Origin of the sequence: Actinospineispora eucalypti, from assembly GCF_039543365.1 — a bacterium.
In the GTDB taxonomy this organism is placed as follows: domain Bacteria; phylum Actinomycetota; class Actinomycetes; order Mycobacteriales; family Pseudonocardiaceae; genus Pseudonocardia; species Pseudonocardia eucalypti.
On sequence record NZ_BAABJP010000042.1, the window covers coordinates 1 to 16351 of the forward strand.

A 16351-nucleotide genomic window follows, 5' to 3' on the forward strand; every position below is an offset into this window, starting at 1 on the left:
TGGACGAGATCGACTGCGGGCATCCCGGGTTGCTCGCCGAGCTCAACCAGGCGCTCGCGCTGGGTATCTGCGCGTTCGCCGACGGCATGGTCACTGCCCATCCCCAGTTCCGGCTGGTCGCCACCGCCAACACCTACGGAGCCGGCGGTGACCGCCGCTATGTCGGGCGCCAAGCGCTCGACGCGGCCACCCTCGACCGGTTCACCCTGCTCGACGTGCCGGTCGACGAACGACTCGAGCACCGGCTAGCACTGGCCCACGCACCGTCCCAGCAGGACGCGGTCGTGCAACTGCTGGCCACGGTGCGTCGGCTGCGCGCGACCGCTGAGGAAAAGAACCTGCCGGTGATGTTCAGCCCGCGCGCCAGCATCGAGGGCGCCAAACTCCTCGAGGCCGGGGTGCCGCTGGCCAAGGTGCTGCAGTGGCGGGTGCTGCGCGGCCTGTCGCAGGCACACCGCTCGGCGTTGGGGCTGAGCCCGTGAGTGCCCTCGTGAGCGGCGCTCACTCGTTGCCGCCGCTGCGTGACTGGGCGGACTTCCTGGCGGCGGCCCGCGCACCGGACAGCATCGACAACGGCGCGGGCCGCCACGGCAGGACAGCGTGGGCCGGGGCAAGCTGGGAACGCGCGCTCCAGCTGGCCACCGGTGGCTGGTTCGAGATCCTGCCGGAGATCGAGGCCCAGGTGAGCCAGCTGCGCGCCAGGGCGGGCCGGTTGCTGCGCGTGTCCGCGCTCCGCCCCAGCTGGGACGTCACCGGCGGCGAGGTGGACATCGGCGCCTACCTTGCCGGCGTGCCCGAGTGCATGATCGACGCCGCCCCGGAACCGATGTCCACCCAGGGGCGCGTGGCGACCTTCCTCATCCCGGCCGGGTATTCGGCCGACACCCCGCACCACGCGGTGCGCAACCGGGGCCTGGCGCTGGCCGCGCTCTGCTGCACCGTGCTGGCCACCGGCCACAGCGTGGAAATCTGGTCCGGATTCGCCTCCTGGATCGGTCCGCGCCGCCACGCCGCGGTGGCCAAGGTCATCAGCGCCGGCGAACCACTCGACCTCGGCCGGTTGATCTTCGCCACCGCCCACCCAGCCATGCTGCGGCGCCTGTGGCTCAGCGTCTGGGATTCCGCCGAAGCCCCGCTCGCCGCCCGGATGAAACGGGCGAACTACGGGTCACCATCCTGCGCCTGTGGACCCGACGACCTGCCCGACCAGACCACCAAGCCCTACATCTTCCCCTACCTCAAAGCACACGACCCGCAATGGCGCTCGCTCGACACCGCCGTCACCTGGTGCCTGAGCACCGCCACCGAACTGGGCCTGCTCACCGACCCCCGATGAGCCCGCCGCAACCATCTCCGGCCGTCACGCGTCGGACAGTGCAGAAGCTCGACGCTGAGCGCTGACCTGTTAGGGCGCTCAACCGGACTAATGAGCACGTGATGACTCGATGGCCGGCGCGGGACTGGCCACCGCACCGGACGTCCAGCTGCCGGAGCGAGCTGACGAGGATTGTCCGGTCCTCGGGATGGTCTGGTCCTTCACGGACGGCGGCGTGGCCACCCGGGTGGCTGGCCACCGCCATATGGCCACTGCTGTCCACGGCATGGCGCCGTTTGGCCATCACGCTGCCTCGCCACCGCACGTCTGGTCACCGAGGCCAGAGCTGCTCGCCCCAGCGTTCATCGATCTCGCGGCGCAGGCTCGCCAGCTGCTGGCGGAGCCGGACCGTGGTGGGCTCGTCCGGGCCTATCCGATGTTCCGCCGTGCGCACCCCCGGGTTGTCGATCACGTACCGCGTGACCGCCCGCCGCCAGCACCCCCGGATCTTCGCTGAGTGCCTGCGCGTGCTCCTCCGCACTCCTCAAACCGTCGAGATCGAGCGACCGCCGCGCGGCCCGACGACGTGTCGGCCGCTCTTGACGCGGTACGTGCGGTGCTGGCCGAACACACGCTTGGCAGAGTGCCCGCCTGGCGCCCGAGCATTGACCGGACGGGAGGAACCAGGCCGGCAGGAGCTCGAGCGTTCCGCTGAACGCTGAGTGGCTACAACCATTTCGGCCATCGGATCGTCTGACCACCCGCACAGGGTGATGGAGGACCGAAAGGCGGACCAGTGGGCGAGGCGTACGGGGCGTTGAACCGAGCCGCCGAGGCATTGCGTGGGCGCATTGCCCGGGGCGAACTGGCCCCGGGGCACCCGGCTGTCCGAGGACCAGGCCTGCCAACTGCTCGGGGTTTCCCGCAGCACGCTGCGAGAGGCGTTCCGGCTGCTCATCCAGCAGCGGCTGCTGGTACACGAGCTGAGCCGGGGCGCGTTCGTCCGCCGGCTGTCCCCGCGCGACATCGCCGAGCTGTTCGACACCCAACGCCTCATCGAAACCGCCACGCTGCGCCAGGTTGAGTACCTCGACCTGGACGGCCTGGCCGAGCTGGACGACGACGTCGCCGACGGTTGGGCGGGTGTCGAGGCGGGCCGCTGGGACCAGATCGCCGACGCCAACGCCCGGTTCCACGATGCGGTGGCCTTCGGCTTCCCGCAGCGCGGCCATCATCTGGTTTCGAGGGCCTGGCTTCTTCGGCTTCGGCGCGGAGCGCTTCCGAGGCGCGGCTACTGTGCGCGCGGCCCGCGTCAGGTTCGACCGTTGCGAATCGGCGGTCACCGCTGGGACATCAGCAGTGACAGCAATGGGACTGGGATAGGTTCCGTGGTCGAGGTAATACCTACCCTGGTCGGTCAGTGTCGCTGACCAGTCTTGTCCGTGGCCTTTGACGATCACGAGACCGCGATTGTGCAGCGCACGGGCCGTCACCCGGTGCGACCAGTCGCTGTATACCCCTTCAGGGCTGCCTTTCCCGACCCACGCCAGCACATCCGTCTGGGCCGGGTTCAGCGCGGCCTTTCGATCATTCACATTCATGCCCTCTCCAACGCCCAGGCCAGACCCAACGAGCGCTGCTGGCGCACTCGGTTGTGTCAGGGTTTGTCGGAGTCGGTGAGGCGCTGGCGCCAGTCGTCGAATAGGGCGCGTAGTCGAGTGGTGTCGGCCGGGGTAATGCCGTCTTCGGTCCAGTCGGCTGAGCTGAGTCGGTGGATGGCGCGCAGGGCGTCGAGGAACGTGTCCGGGGCGAATCCGCTGTCCTTGGCGGTGGCCAGTTCGAGGAGCCGGTCGGGGCCGTAGCGGTCGAACAAGGCGGCCACGTCGTAGAAGTCTCGAGGTCGAGCGCGTCCCCACAGGGCCAGTACCTTGTCCGCAGCGAGGTCGTCGGGGTGCAGGACCGCGCCGATGTCCAGGGTGACGCGCCCGTGGAGTCGGCCCCCGTCGGGGAACACCTCGACAGTGCACTGGGCCCCGCTGATGGGGTCGGTGGTGACGAACCGGTGGTCGGCCGGTGGCCGGTCGGCATCGTGGGTGGCGAGTCCTTGCTGGCGCAGCGCGTCACGCAGGGCCGAGGCGACCTCGATCGCTTCGGTGTCGTCGACTTCGGTGAATAGGTCGATGTCTCTGGTCGCGCGGGTGACGAAGCCGTGAACGATCATCGCGCCGCCCCCGGCCAACGCCAGCGTGCGGGCTTGGGGCAGGGCCAGGGCGGTGCGAGCGATGCGTTCCTGCAGCGGGTCAAGCGGCATAGGGTCAGGCTGCCGGACGAGCCGCGTCGATGAGGGGCCGCCACGCGGCACGCACCCATGGCGGCAAGTACATCCGATCCCACAGCCGTACCAGTTCAGCGCCGTTGACCAGTTCACGGATGTCGTCCAACGTTCCTTCGACCAGGACGATCTCGTAGAGGTCGCGGCGCCGTTGCGGGTCGGCGAGATTCCAGCGAACCGCCCGGGGGTCCGGGCCAGACCAAAACACGCGCGCAGGCAGGCCCACGCTGCCTCGCAGCGGACCAGACAGTTCCGCGAGGGCGTGCGGTATCGGCACGTCCCGCACCCAGCCAGGACGTGCACCCGAGGCAGCTTCGCCGCGCATATGTCTATGGTGCCCTACAACGGTCGTGTGGTTGTGCCGGGATCTGCTGTGATCGCGCGGTGCCACCGATACCGGCCGCGCCCGGTCGACGGCGAGCACCATGATGGGCAAAGGGTCCCTGCCGCTTCGGCGCCGACTCCGCTCTCGGCCGCGGCAGCTGGTGACGAGACGGTCCGCGCAACGCCCGTGCCCGCGCACGCCCGAGCGCGACCGGCGCTCGCTCGCCTCGACCGGCGGCGCTCATCCCGCATCACCAGGGCAGCGCTCACTGACAGTCGAGGCCCTGACGACACTGAAACTGCTCGCATCAACGATCCGGATCTTGGCTAGGCCGTCGAGAACCACGATCGCCGATTGCCTGGATCGCCTTGCCGTACGAGGTATTCCCCGTCGCACCCCACGGTGTTACGCAGCGTGCTTGATCGAATGCGCCAAACAGAACATCATTGGTTCGGAGGACGCCATGGCTACCCGGGGGTATCGCCGGTGGCAACGGGCATGGCTTCCTCACACCCAGCGTGGACGTGAGGTGCCGGCGCGCGACTCGCGTGTGGAGTTTTTCGCGGCGCCGTACCGTGACTGTCGACGTCGTTGAGCTGCTGATCAGGTTGCGTCGCCCTATCGAATCGGGGATGGCGGTATGTCTGTCGGCGGCCAGGTCGCGGGATTCCCGCACGCTGTCGTGCACGCATAGGCGAACAAAGGCCGAGCCCAGAACCGTGTGGACTAACGCGGGACGGAAACGATCGGGGCGTCGCGCCCTGGGAGACGGCACACCCCACGGAGCCGGTTACTCCCGAGCTGCTATCGATCTTGTTCTCGGCGTCGCGCGTGACCGTGGTGCGCGCCGCCAAAGTCGGTGGTGATTCGGGTCAGAAGGGAACTGAGTGTTGCGGTGGAAGGAATGAGACCAGGCCCGGGGCGTGCGTGGCCCAGTGGCGGCCCGCCCGCGGGCGCGGCGCGCGGCTCCGGCGGAGCGCGGGTGACCTCGCTCCCCCTCGCGAGGTCGGATCTGTCCGAGTGGAGGGCGGTCGGTCAGTGTGGGTGCGGCCGCGGGGCTGGCGGCGCGGAGATGTTGTTGGAGGAATGGGCGCGGCATTGGTTGGCCGCGGCGGATGTGGCGCCGGCGACGTTCGCGCAGTACCGGTCCTTGACGCGGGCGCACTTGGTGCCCCGCTGGGGCACGGTGGCATTGGGTGCGATCTCCGGGATCGCGGCGCGCCAGTGGGCGGTGGAGCTGCGCGGCCGGGGTTACGCGGACTCGACGGTGCGGGTGGTGATGCGGGTGTTGTCGATGATGTTGGCGGACGCGGCGCGGGAGGGGTTGATCGCGGCGAGTCCGATGTGGCCGCCCCGGCGGGGGCGTCGCCGGCGCCCGGCGCGGCGGGAGATGGTGTGGGCGAACCCGGAGCAGGTGCTGCGGACCGGGTTGCACGCGTGCGCGCTGGCCGGGGGCTGGGCGGGACTGCTGGTGGTGAGCGCGGCGTGGACCGGGGCGCGGTGGGGCGAGTTGCTGGGGTTGCGGCGGGAGAACCTGCACCTTGACCCCGCCGCCGGGGTGGGGGAGTTGGTCATCGACCCGGTCGACGGCGCGCTACACGAGATCGACGGGCACTTCAGCCTCGGCCCGCCGAAGACCGCCGCGTCGGCGCGCACGGTCACGCTGCCGCCGTTCCTGGTCGCGCTGTTGGCGCGGCACCTGGCCACCCACGACCATCCGTACGTGTTCGCGAGCCGCCAGGGGCGGTTCCCGCGCCGGTCGAACTTCGCCCGCCGGGCTATGCGGCCGGCGGCGGACGGCACCGAACAGCGCGCCTGGGCGCGGATCCGGCTGCCGGCGGTCGTGCCGGGGTTGACGTTCCAGGGGCTGCGGCACAGCCACAAGACATGGCTGGTCACCGATGGGATCGCGCCGGTGGCCCAGGCCCGTCGCCTCGGCCACGCCCTGCCGGACCGGATCGACGACATCTACAGCCACGTCGCCCCTGAACTGGAGGCGCGGGTGCTGGCGTGCCTGCAGTGGCGGTGGGAACAGGCGTGCCAAGCGCTCGCGCGGGACCCGGTGCGGGTGGACGCGCCGGTGTGGGCGCGACGCCTCGACGCCCTCGCCGACCCGGGCACGCCCGGTACTGGCACCGGCCGGGCCGGGGCAGCGGGTCCCAGGCGCGCTCGGCCGACAGCGTCGACGGCAAGCGGCCCGACGCTTGCGGCGCCGGCCGTCCTGGTATCAGGCGTGCCGGCGGTTCCCTCTGCGGGTGCCGCCGCGGATGCCGACGTCGCCCCCGCGGGCACGGTGCCTGACCGTGGCGCGTCTGGGACACGGCCGCCGCGACCGGCGCGTCTGCCCGCGGCCGCCTTGGCGTCGCCGCGCGTCGGCGCGATCCGCGCAGGGGCTCGTCGGCGTCCCCGGGTGGCCGGTGGAGGCCCGTCCTGGAGCGGTTCTGGAGCGGGCACGCCCGAGCAACCACGCCCAACCCGGCCGAACCCGGCGCAACCGCCCGCGACCCCTTCCGCCTAACTGGCGAATAACCTGTTCCCGCAGGTCAACAGGTCGCGGTGGCATGGCTGGGGGTAATGGGGTCAGGAAATGATGTGTTTTGTGGCGCAGTTCACATGTCCAGGCCTGTCACGGGCTCAACTGGCCGCAACTGGTTCGAATCCGGGACAACTCCCAAGGAGGAGTGCCGAATCCAGTCGGTCACGCGATAGGTGCGTGGTGCTAGTCGAGGTCTTTGGTGCGCACACCAGCGCTCTGGACCCGGAGATGGTCGGCGAGGTCGTGGAGGTCATGAAGGAACTGGTGGCGGACGGGATGACGATGATCGTCGTCGCGCACGAGATGGGGTTCGCGCGCTCGGCGGCTGATCGGCTGGTCATGTTCGACGAGGGTGTCATCGTTGAGGAAGGAACACCCGACCGGCTCGTCACCGTCGCCGAGCACGCCCGAACCAGGGCGTTCCTCCACCGGAGCGGCTCAACCGGCTAGCTAGCGCGGGCTGCGGGCAGACCCGCCGGGGTCGGCTACTCCGGTGTTGTTGGCCTGCTCACCAGGTGCGCGAGCGGTTGTCCGGTGCGGAGCCCTCGGACGTTCTCGGCGAATGTCTCGGCCATCGCGGCGTAGGACTCGACGGTGACGCCGCCGATGTGTGGGGTCAGGCTGACGTTGTGGCGCAGGAGGTCGTCGTCGGGGTCGGCCGGCTCCTGCCAGGTGACGTCGAGTCCGGCTCCGGCCAGCCGCCCGGAGCGCAATGCGGCGAGCAGTGCCTGGTAATCGACCACCGGACCTCGCCCGACGTTGACGAGGTAGCCGCCGGGCGGCATCGCGGCAAGCTGGTCGACTCCGATCAGCCCTCGGGTGTGCTCGGTGAGCGGGCAGCACACGATCAGCGCGCCGGAGCGTGCCAGGGCGGCGCTCAGTCCGGTGGTGGAGTGGTAGTCGGCCTCGGTGAGCAGGTCGGCAAGCGCGGGGTAGTCGGTGAACGCGCGCCGACCGATCGCCAGGGGCCGGACGCCGAACGCTTTCAGCCGGCCGATCACGGCGATCCCGATGCCGCCGGTGCCCAGCACGCTGATCGTCTTTCCGGCCAGGGTGGTGCCGATGGGTTGTCCGAGGCGGCGTTCGGCCACGCTGTGCTGGGCCTCGCGGTAGCGCCGCAGCAGCGCCAGCAGGTGCAGCATGGCGATCTCGGCCACGGCGTCGGCGTTGCCTGTGCCGGTCGCCGGCACGAAGGCGACGGGGATGCCCCGTGCGTGCGCCGCCTCCAGATCGACCCCTTGCAGGCCGACGCCGAACTGCTGTATCAGCCGTGGCCCCGTGGCGTCCATCAGCTCGGCGTCGACGGTCGCGCCCAGCGGGACCAGCACCTCGACCGGGGGCGGTCGGTGGCCGTCGTGACGACCGACGGGAATCTCGACCTGCTCGATGCCCGGAAGTGCCGTCCGCAGGGCACGGCGGACGTCGGGAAAGCCGCCGCCGCACAGCCCGATCATTAAGGCCGGGCCTGTTTGGGTCCCGGCAACGGGGGCGGCCGGTCCGGCGAGGGCGGCTCCGGCCTCGGCGGGAACGGTTCAGGCGGCTCGGGCATGGGCGGCACCGGACCGGGCGGCGACGGGTCCGGGTCGGGGCCCGGGGGTGGCTTCGGCAGCGGGCCGGGACCCGGTGGAACGGGATGTTCCGCGTTGCTCATCTGGCCTCCTTCTCGGTCGGTGGGTGCTCCCGATCACAGGTACCCGGAATCGAACGGCTCATGCTCACCGGCGGCATGTCCCGGGCGGCAGCGGGTAGACAGTGGGGATGCCGGCGAACCTGACCCGGAAGTTGATCGACGGTCACCTGGTCGACGGCGACGCGGCGCCGGGGGAGGAGATCGCCCTGGCCATCGACCAGACGTTGACCCAGGACGCCACCGGGACCCTGGTGATGCAGGAGCTGGAGGCGATGGGCCTGGACCGGGCCCGCACCGAGGTCAGCGTGCAGTACGTGGACCACAACCTGCTGCAGGCCGACGAGCGCAACGCGGAGGACCACGCGTTCCTGCGCTCGGCGGCCCGCCGGTACGGGTTGTGGTTCTCCAAGCCGGGCAACGGGGTGTCGCACCCGACGCACATGCAGCGCTTCGGCATCCCGGGCAAGACCATGGTCGGGTCGGACTCGCACACCTGTGCGGCCGGTTCGCTGGGCATGCCGGCGATCGGCATGGGTGGTCTCGAGGTGGCCATGGCGATCGCTGATGAGCCGCTGTTCTTGCGGATGCCGGAGGTCTGGGGTGTGGAGCTGACAGGGGAGCTGCCGGACTGGGTGTCGGCCAAGGACGTGATCCTGGAGATGCTGCACCGGCACGGTGTCAAGGGCGCGACCAACCGGATCATCGAGTACCACGGCCCGGCGCGCGTGCCGAAGGCCGTTCGGGTCACGGTCTGAGAGCACGCCGGGTGGATCGCTCGGCTTCGTCGATGATCGCTTTGACTCGCGCCGGGGGTGGGGTCGGCATCTGCTCGCACCGAGCCGTCGCGGATCCCTTCGCGGACCTTGTCGGCGAGGAGCCGACGGAAGCTGGCGTCATGTTCCGCGTAGAGCGGCATCAGGACGGGATCGGCGGCAATCGCCTCGCCCCACATCTGCAGGAACGCGCCAGGGCCGCCACCCGAGCCCCTCCCGCGCCGACGCTAGCGTCGAGTGCGCTCGCTAGCTCGCGGGTCAGGCCGGTGGGTCAGTGACCAGGCGCCCGGTCACCGGGTCGTAGCGCACCTCGACTGGCACTACCTGATCGGTTGGCAGGACTTCCATCCACTGGTCGAAGATCTGGAAGTCGGGGTCCGGGTTGCCTGGGTCGGGGTTGCGTGGATCGACCCGGAACCCGCCCTGGAGAGGGTAGAAGCCGTGTTCGTAGACCTTCTCCACTGGTGTCGACGACACCTTGTCATCGTCGTGGATGCTGACGTCATTGGGGAACTTCCGGACCCGCAACGCTTCGTTGTGCTTGCGCGCCACCTCCAGGCACAGGAAGCGGATCGCGTCGGAGAGGGTCGGGACGTCGCCCACCGGGTCGTTCGGATCGGCGGTCAGCAGGCCGTGCCTGATCTCGTCCAGTTCCGCCGCCGAGGCGGCGTAGGACTTGTCCAGCCCGTCGATGCCTTCGACGTTCATCTGTTGCAGCCAGTTGACGGCCGCGCGTTCCCGCCCCGGCCGCACCGGGATGACCGCCTTGACCCAGGGGGCGTTCAGGAAGGCGTTGCGGTGGTTGTCGCCGTCGAGCTGCAGCAGCCAGCCGAGGGAGCTGCCCAGTTTCGCGGGCTGCGAGTCATGAGTGACGTAGTAGTTGTCCTGGCGGGTCTCGTGATTGGCCCAGTCCACGACCGAAGAGGCGCCGAACGGCTGATCCGAACCGGCGTACTGGCTGTAGTGCTTGCGGGGTTTCCACCACTCGGGAGCCACGAAGTACAGCATCTTGTCCACGTCGAAGATGGCGTTGATGAGCTCGGAGAGCACGTGTCTGAGCTCGTCCGCCTCGGCGGTTGCGGGCAGGTTGTAGAAGTGGTCGGACATCAGTGTCCGGATCAGCTGGCGGTAGACGACTGTCCGTTCCTCTTCGCGTAGTTCCTCGAAGGGCCGGGGCCGGATGTCGGCGGCCTGCTCGATGCGTTCCTTGGCCGCCTTCTGGAACGCCTCCTCGGCCGCGCGCTGCTGCGCTCGGGACGCGGCCTCCTTCTCGGCGAGGATCTTGGTGTTGGCCGTGTTGATCTCGGCGATCTTCTCCGGTGTCGGGACGAAGGCCAGCTCACCGACCAGGACGTAGTCGACCCGCTTGTCCCAGCTGATGCCGGAGGCTCCCGCGAGGACGCCCACCTGGATCTGGTTGGTGCCGATGAGTTGGCCGACGAATGCGTATCGCTGGCCCTCGGAGTCCTCCCCGGCCAGGGAGCTGATCGAGAGGGGGACGCGGGCTCCTGGGTTCTCCAGTTGGTAGCCGGACTCGGGTTGTACGGGTAGGGACACGGTGTCGAGGGGGATGTACCCGAGATCCAGGTGGTTTCGTTGTCGGCGGTCGCCGAAGTTCCACACGGCGTTGACCTGGAACGACTTGACGATGCGCGGTGGAACGGGGATCTCGTTCTGGTTGGGCTGCGGCTGCAGGTCAGCGGGCTTGGCGATGTGTACGAGTTCGGCCAGGCCGAGGGCGTGCCCGGGCTCGTCGACGAAGGTCTCCCAGCACAGGAAGGTGCCGATGTCCTGTACCTGCACGCCCACCTGGCGCATCTTGCGCCGCAGTTCGTAGTTGATGAGCTGGGTGGTGGAGTTCTGCAGCACGTAGCGCTTGCTGGACACGTCGGTCGTCTCGGTGACCGTCTTGAACGTCGACTGGAAGTTCTGCCGGATCTGTGTGGACAGCTTCTCCGTCTGCTGTCGCATTCGCTTGTGCGTCTCCTCGCGCGCGGTCTGCTGGGTGCGGTCGAGGCTCAGGCTCGCCGTCGCGGTCGCGTTGCCGCTGCCCCAGGACTGGTGCACCGTCGAGCTGATCCCCAGCTTCGCGTCGTCCCGGTTGTCCTGTTTGACCGCGGCGCTGATCTCGTCCTGGTCGGTCGCGGTGCGTTCGACCGCCGACGTGGCCTCGTAGAGGGTGGAGGTCGTCCGCTCCACCGTCACCTTGCGCGTGCTGACCTCGACCAGTTCCACCGAGGAACCGGGGCTGAGCCAGATGTGGCCGGTCGGAGTGCCGAGGAAGGTGTCCAGTTCGAAGAAGTACTGGCGGAACAGGTGCACGATTCCGATCGGTGAGAGGCTCACATCGGCCAGATCGTTCGTGGGGCGGAACAGGACGAACGGGTCGTCGTACGCCTGCCGGGCCTTGGTCAGCAGCGTCCGGACCGCTTCGTCGGTCGGTACGGCCGAGGAGGGTGGGTAGAACAGGCGGTTGAGCGTTGCCAGATCGCCCACCGTGTACAGGTCGTTCAGGATCTGCGCGATCACCGACTCGCGCTCGAGGTCGGCGATGGCCGCGGCCTTGGTGGCTTCCCGCGCTACGTCCTGTCGCTTCTGGTACTGCGCATCGTCTTCGCCGGGGAGTTTCTGCACCGCGCTGGCCGCGACTTCCATCCTCGCGCGGGTCAGATCGCGCCACTGGGGGAACACGTCTTTCTCCAGGCGGAACTTAAACGAGTCCTCCAGCGAAGGCGCCTCGCCAGCTCCTCCGACGTTCGTGAAAACCCGCTGCCACTCCTGCGCGTTCCGTGGTGCCCGGGCCAGCCGCTTGAGGCTGTCGCCGACGGAGGCGAAGAACAGACTGTCGTTCTGCGACCTCGGTCGCTCACCGGCGTGCCGGGCCGGCGAGACGTGCCCCAAGCTGGCCGCGCTGCCGTCGAACCGCACGTCGACGTCCGGCACGTAGGCGTCCATCGGGATGGTGATGCCGTCGATGTCGTTGCCGACCCGGACGAGTTTGCGCCGGGACTTCCAGCCGATCAGCGGCTGGTAGACGCCGAAGATCTCGCTGGCGTAGGGCAGTTTCCCTTTGAAGCCGGTGCAGTCGGTCATGCATCCCCCGTGTTCAGTCCGGTCCGCCTTCGAAGGGTTCATCGCCAACGACCACCGCGGTGGTCAGTCGTCGCCGGAATGCGGGTACCGGACCGGCCTCGAAGTGCTCGGCCTCGGATACCGGCTCGCCTCCGGCGACTACGGCACTGCTGTCCGTGCTTTCGACCGTGACGTCGAATACGTAGGTTCCGGGGGCGTTGTGCGTGTCGTCGAGACGCGCGCTGTACCGGCCGTCGGCGACCAACACGTCGGCGCCCGACGGGTCGCCGTCGTCGACGAACCGCAACGGGGCCCGGCCGCCGTCGGGAAGACGCGCGACGCCGCGCACCCGGAGGTTGGTGACCGGGCGGTCGTAGTACGTCCGCAGGAACACCGGGACTTCGTCTCCGGGTTGGTAGGTGCCGCGCTTCACGGTCAGGCCGCCGTCGATGCGCGGGTGCTCGCTGAACACCAGGAGCCGGGCGTCGAGTTCCGCCGCGTCGTCGAGGGCGGTGACCTCGATCTCCCACGGCCCCTCGACCGGGCTGTCGACCGCGAACGCCGCGTACGGGTAGTCCCCCCGGATCTCGTGCACCCCGTCAGGCAGCGCACCGACGGCGATGGTCTCGCCGTTCGGTGCGTGCAGGGTGAGCTCGAGCGAGGCTCCGGGGGCGTTCCAGCTGACCAGGAAGGTGACGGCCTCGCTGCCGGACTCGACCTCCACGGTGCGGGTGACCCGCTGCGTGCCCTCGAGGAACGGCAGGGGTTGGGCCGCGACGATCCCGCCGTTGTTGCGTACCAGGCCGAAGACGCGTTCGAGCTCGTGGCGGATCTCCTCGGCCTGCTTGTTGCCGGGCTGGGTGGTGGCGATGCGGGCGAACTCGCCGCCGGTCGCGTCCGCGATGCGCTGCAACAGCGCGGTTCCCACCGAGATCCCGACGCCGATCGTGTAGACCCGGACCCGCGCCGCGATCAGGTCGGGCAGGACCGTTTCCGGGTCCTCCCCGGTGTTGTGGATGCCGTCGGTGACCAGGACCGCCGTTCTGGTCGGCGCGTTCGCACCCGCGGATCTCAGCGCGTCGAGCGCCGCCCGTAACCCGTCACCGATCGCGGTGTTCCCGCCCGCCGAAACCGCGTTGACCTCGTCGTGGGCCTGGGTCTTGTGCCCCGCGTCCTCCATCGCAACGACGGGCGAATCGAGGTTCGCGCGGTCGGCGAAGGACACCACGCCCAGTTGTTCGCCGGCCCTCGCGGCGTCGATCATGAAATGCGCGCCGATCTTCGCCTCGTTGAGCTTGCCGTCATCGGCCATGCTCCCCGAGCGGTCCAGCACGATGACCAGGCGCGGGTCGGAGGTCTGCGTGACCCAGTCGATGCCGGAGAAGGTGGCCCCGGCGGCGGGCGCGGCGAGCTCGGGGAAGGCGGCGACCATCGTCTCCCAGCAGGACATGCCGTGAACGCTCTGCTGCAGGGTGTCGCCGTCGGGGTCGTGGTTCTCTCTTGTGCAGAAGCGCCTGACCCGACCAGGCACGAGCGGACCGCCGGTGCCGTCGGCGCCGAACCGGTCGCCATCGGTCCAGGCGGCCTCCATGACGCACGCGTCGCTTGTGGCGTCCTCGACGCACCAGGCTGGCACGTCGCCGGGACCCACGAACTCGTCGCAGACGCCGTAGGCGTACTGCGCGAAATGCCGCAGGATCACGAACGGCTTGAACCGCTCGTCACCGTAGAGAACCATGTGCGCGCCGGCCTGGCCCAGGCCGAGCAGCGGCGAGTTGGACCGGCCGTCCTCCTCCCGCAACCAGGCGTCGGCGTCGTGCGCTCCGGCCGAGCCGTTGCAGACCCGGATCTCGCCGAACTGGTGACACCCGTTCGTCGCATCGAACAGTAGCCGCGAGGCCTGCTGGAACGAGGCACGCCATTCTTCAACTCGGCCGGCGTCGGCCAAATGGCGGAACGAGACAGTCAGATGAAAGTGACCCGTGTCGAGATAACCGATACCCATTCACGCCTCACAGCTCGGATCGCACTCAGGTTATCGGTAGCCGAATTCGCAATCCCCAACACAACAATTGATACGAAAAAGAGGCGGCATCGTAACCGTACCGCCGAACGAAACGCCTGTTCAGCGGGCTACAGGTTAGCCAACAGGGGTCGCTCCGTCAACGGCACCGGGGAAGTCCGCGATCCGCGGAAGCCTCGACGGACCGGCGAATGAGACGGTTGACCGGGCCGCCGCACGCTGTCAGAATCGTCCGGGTCTCGTGACAAGAGGGCCGAGGTTGCCGGCGTGTGGAATAGCGTCCCGCCGTTATGTGATTCGGATCAGCCTATTGCGGGCCCAGCGGGGGAAGCGGCATTTCGCCTTGATCGGCCGCGACGGTCATGAGCGGCCGAAACAGTCCGATCCGGCCGATTCCACCGATACCGCGGCCCATCCCCGCCCAGACCGCCACCCCACCCGCGGCCGTCCCGCCGCCGAGCGGCCCGGTCCCGCCACCGCCGCCCACCAGCCCGGTTCCGCCACCGCCGGTCAGCCCGGAGACCGCGGTGCCGCAAACCGAAACGGCCGCCGGGCGGCATCCGCGGGCCGCGTCGTCCGACGTGGACGTGGCCGGCCGGAGCGGAATCTACCGGCTCGAGATCGACCTCTACGAAGAGCGCGTGGCGCTCCTGTCACGGCACGGCCCGCCGCTACGTGGATACGTCTCGACGGACCTCGACGAGGGCGCCTACCTGCTCACCGTCGACCGCAGGAACAAGCGGTGGACCTTCCAGCGGGGCATGGTCAAGACCGGGCTGAGGTTCACGGTCGATCTCGACGGCCCCGATCCGTTCACCCTGGACTACGAGGAGCCGCTGACCCTGCTGGTCCGCCCCGGCATGCGCCTGTCGTCGGACGTCGACTCGGTACGCGTGCTTGTCGGGGCGCTCTACAAACTCGTCGACGAGGACCACAACCTGGCGGCGGCCTGGCTGCTGCTCATCGGGCAACCGGACGTACTGCTCTACGACATGATCGACCAACTGTGGTCGGTCGACCCGATGGGGCAACACCTCGTCATGGCGCTGCTCACGGATTTCAACCAGTCCAAGGACGTCATCGACGACACCGACGGAATGTGCCGGGTGCTGCGCGCGCTCGAGAGCTTCTCGGCGAAACCCGCGGATCTGCACGTCGACTCGTTCACGTCCTACGTGATCGAACCCGACAGTAGCCGCCCAGACCCCGAACGGAACCCGCCCCTCTCCACCCTGCAGATCAGGTTCACCTACGCCAAGTATCCGCCCCACCGCAGTCTCGTGGTCTACGCGGACGACATCTACCCCTCGGATTACGCGGACGACCTGCCGGTGTACGGACCCGGCTGTCTCCGATACCCGAGATGGTTCACCAGGAAGTCGACTCCGCGAATGCACGAGGCCAAGACCGCGGTCCTCGCACGCCTGGCCAACGAGAATCTCCTCGCCGTCATCGAACAGTCGAAACGGGCGTTCGACGAGATCTCCCTCGCATGGACCATCTACGGCCTGGCCGGGCCGCTGGCCTCCGCGGCCGCCAGGGCCAGCACGGCGACCGAGGAGTTGCCCGGATCGGTCGGCGCCGCCAAGCTGCGGGAAGCACCGTGGCGTTGGAAAGGCATCCAACCGGCGCGAGGGGGACCGGGCCGGTGGGTGCCCGACTGGGAAGCCGGCGCCAACATGCGCCCCGAGGACGCCTGGTACCAACTCACCGCCGCGGGCACACCCCCGGGCTGGGGATACCGGGTCAACGGTGTCCAGTTCGAGAACTTCATCGACGGCCGCCTGATCGACACGAAGAACTGGAGCTACTGGGGATCGGTCGGCCGATCCATGCGCGGGCTCAGCAGCTCCGAGATCGCCCTGGAAAAGGTGGCACAGGCCCGGGAACAACTGCTCGTGGCGCGCAACGCGGGCGTGCGGCTGCAGTGGCGGGTGCCCACCGAAGACATGGCCCGACTGGTGCGGGAGGGCCTCGCCCACCACGGACTCGGCGAGGTCGAAGTCATCTGCCAAGCAGCCGAACGGATGCCCCTCCGTTGGCAACCGAAGATCCCCGCGGTCCTGTTCAGCGACTAGCTCAAGAACTGGGCGCGATGGTCGACGTTGATGATGCGCTTGCCTCGGGCAACTCCACAGAGATCCTCCAAGCACAAACCCTGGCGAACACCAGACGCCCCCTCATTGCTACTGACAACCCCAAGGGCCTCGACACGGACACCGACGGCGAGGTCGCCGCTTACGGCGGTGACGGCGCCGCGCTCCTTCTGCGCCCGTTGGCACGGGTCTATCCCGTGATCGGTGTTTCCGGCGGTTCGGTTAGTAGCTCTCAGCTGCCGGCCAGCG

The 16351-nt window shown here is 69.1% G+C and carries 13 protein-coding genes and 1 pseudogene; 8 read left to right on the plus strand and 6 right to left on the minus strand.

The features are described 5' to 3' along the window. Both ABEB12_RS31510 and ABEB12_RS31515 read left to right on the plus strand, forming a co-directional pair. Positions 1 to 482 (plus strand): hypothetical protein (locus tag ABEB12_RS31510; protein WP_425572293.1); only part of this gene is annotated, 482 nt, incomplete at its 5' end. Next, positions 479 to 1336 (plus strand): DUF7192 family protein, encoded by an 858-nt coding sequence (locus tag ABEB12_RS31515; protein WP_345703304.1) that lies wholly within the window; start codon positions 479 to 481, stop codon positions 1334 to 1336. The genes ABEB12_RS31510 and ABEB12_RS31515, both read left to right, overlap by 4 nt. 310 nt (positions 1337 to 1646) lie before the next feature. On the opposite strand, the gene ABEB12_RS31520 is transcribed toward ABEB12_RS31515, so the two are convergent. Beyond that, positions 1647 to 1856, minus strand: coding sequence for a hypothetical protein (locus tag ABEB12_RS31520; RefSeq protein ID WP_185062969.1), 210 nt, complete (start codon positions 1854 to 1856; stop codon positions 1647 to 1649). Between the two features lie 301 nt (positions 1857 to 2157). On the opposite strand from ABEB12_RS31520, the gene ABEB12_RS31525 reads away from it, so the two are divergent. Beyond that, on the plus strand, positions 2158 to 2745 hold the full coding sequence (locus ABEB12_RS31525; RefSeq protein ID WP_185062968.1) for a GntR family transcriptional regulator: 588 nt from the start codon (positions 2158 to 2160) through the stop codon (positions 2743 to 2745). A gap of 227 nt (positions 2746 to 2972) precedes the next feature. Here ABEB12_RS31525 and ABEB12_RS31530 read toward each other — a convergent pair whose 3' ends face one another. After that, positions 2973 to 3626 carry a nucleotidyl transferase AbiEii/AbiGii toxin family protein gene (locus ABEB12_RS31530; RefSeq protein ID WP_185062967.1) on the minus strand — a complete coding sequence of 218 codons (654 nt, stop codon included), beginning with the start codon at positions 3624 to 3626 and terminating at the stop codon, positions 2973 to 2975. A gap of 4 nt (positions 3627 to 3630) precedes the next feature. Then, positions 3631 to 3972, minus strand: coding sequence for a hypothetical protein (locus ABEB12_RS31535; RefSeq protein WP_345703305.1), 342 nt, complete (start codon positions 3970 to 3972; stop codon positions 3631 to 3633). 1072 nt (positions 3973 to 5044) lie between these two features. Between ABEB12_RS31535 and ABEB12_RS31540 the strand changes: the two genes are divergently transcribed. Next, on the plus strand, positions 5045 to 6490 hold the full coding sequence (locus ABEB12_RS31540; protein WP_185062966.1) for a site-specific integrase: 1446 nt from the start codon (positions 5045 to 5047) through the stop codon (positions 6488 to 6490). Between the two features lie 246 nt (positions 6491 to 6736). Then, positions 6737 to 6958 (plus strand): ATP-binding cassette domain-containing protein, encoded by a 222-nt coding sequence (locus tag ABEB12_RS31545; protein WP_221498239.1) that lies wholly within the window; start codon positions 6737 to 6739, stop codon positions 6956 to 6958. A gap of 35 nt (positions 6959 to 6993) precedes the next feature. Here the strand turns inward: ABEB12_RS31545 and ABEB12_RS31550 are convergent, their stop codons facing one another. Beyond that, positions 6994 to 7962, minus strand: a complete 969-nt coding sequence (locus ABEB12_RS31550) for an NAD(P)-dependent oxidoreductase (RefSeq protein ID WP_185062965.1) — start codon at positions 7960 to 7962, stop codon at positions 6994 to 6996. 304 nt (positions 7963 to 8266) lie between these two features. Between ABEB12_RS31550 and ABEB12_RS31555 the strand changes: the two are divergent. Further along, a pseudogene (locus ABEB12_RS31555) lies at positions 8267 to 8857 on the plus strand (aconitase family protein); the annotation flags it as partial. 312 nt (positions 8858 to 9169) lie between these two features. Here ABEB12_RS31555 and ABEB12_RS31560 read toward each other — a convergent pair. Together ABEB12_RS31560 and ABEB12_RS31565 are read right to left on the minus strand one after the other, a co-directional pair. Then, entirely contained in the window at positions 9170 to 12004 is a 2835-nt protein-coding gene (locus tag ABEB12_RS31560) for a peptidoglycan-binding protein (protein WP_185062964.1), read from the minus strand. 13 nt (positions 12005 to 12017) lie between these two features. After that, positions 12018 to 13931, minus strand: a complete 1914-nt coding sequence (locus ABEB12_RS31565) for a VWA domain-containing protein (RefSeq protein WP_185062963.1) — start codon at positions 13929 to 13931, stop codon at positions 12018 to 12020. A 602-nt stretch (positions 13932 to 14533) separates the two neighbouring features. Here ABEB12_RS31565 and ABEB12_RS31570 point away from each other — a divergent pair. Together ABEB12_RS31570 and ABEB12_RS31575 are read left to right on the plus strand one after the other, a co-directional pair. Beyond that, positions 14534 to 16084 (plus strand): hypothetical protein, encoded by a 1551-nt coding sequence (locus tag ABEB12_RS31570; RefSeq protein ID WP_185062962.1) that lies wholly within the window; start codon positions 14534 to 14536, stop codon positions 16082 to 16084. 17 nt (positions 16085 to 16101) lie between these two features. Further along, a partial coding sequence (locus ABEB12_RS31575; RefSeq protein ID WP_345703306.1) for a hypothetical protein occupies positions 16102 to 16351 on the plus strand: 250 nt, incomplete at its 3' end.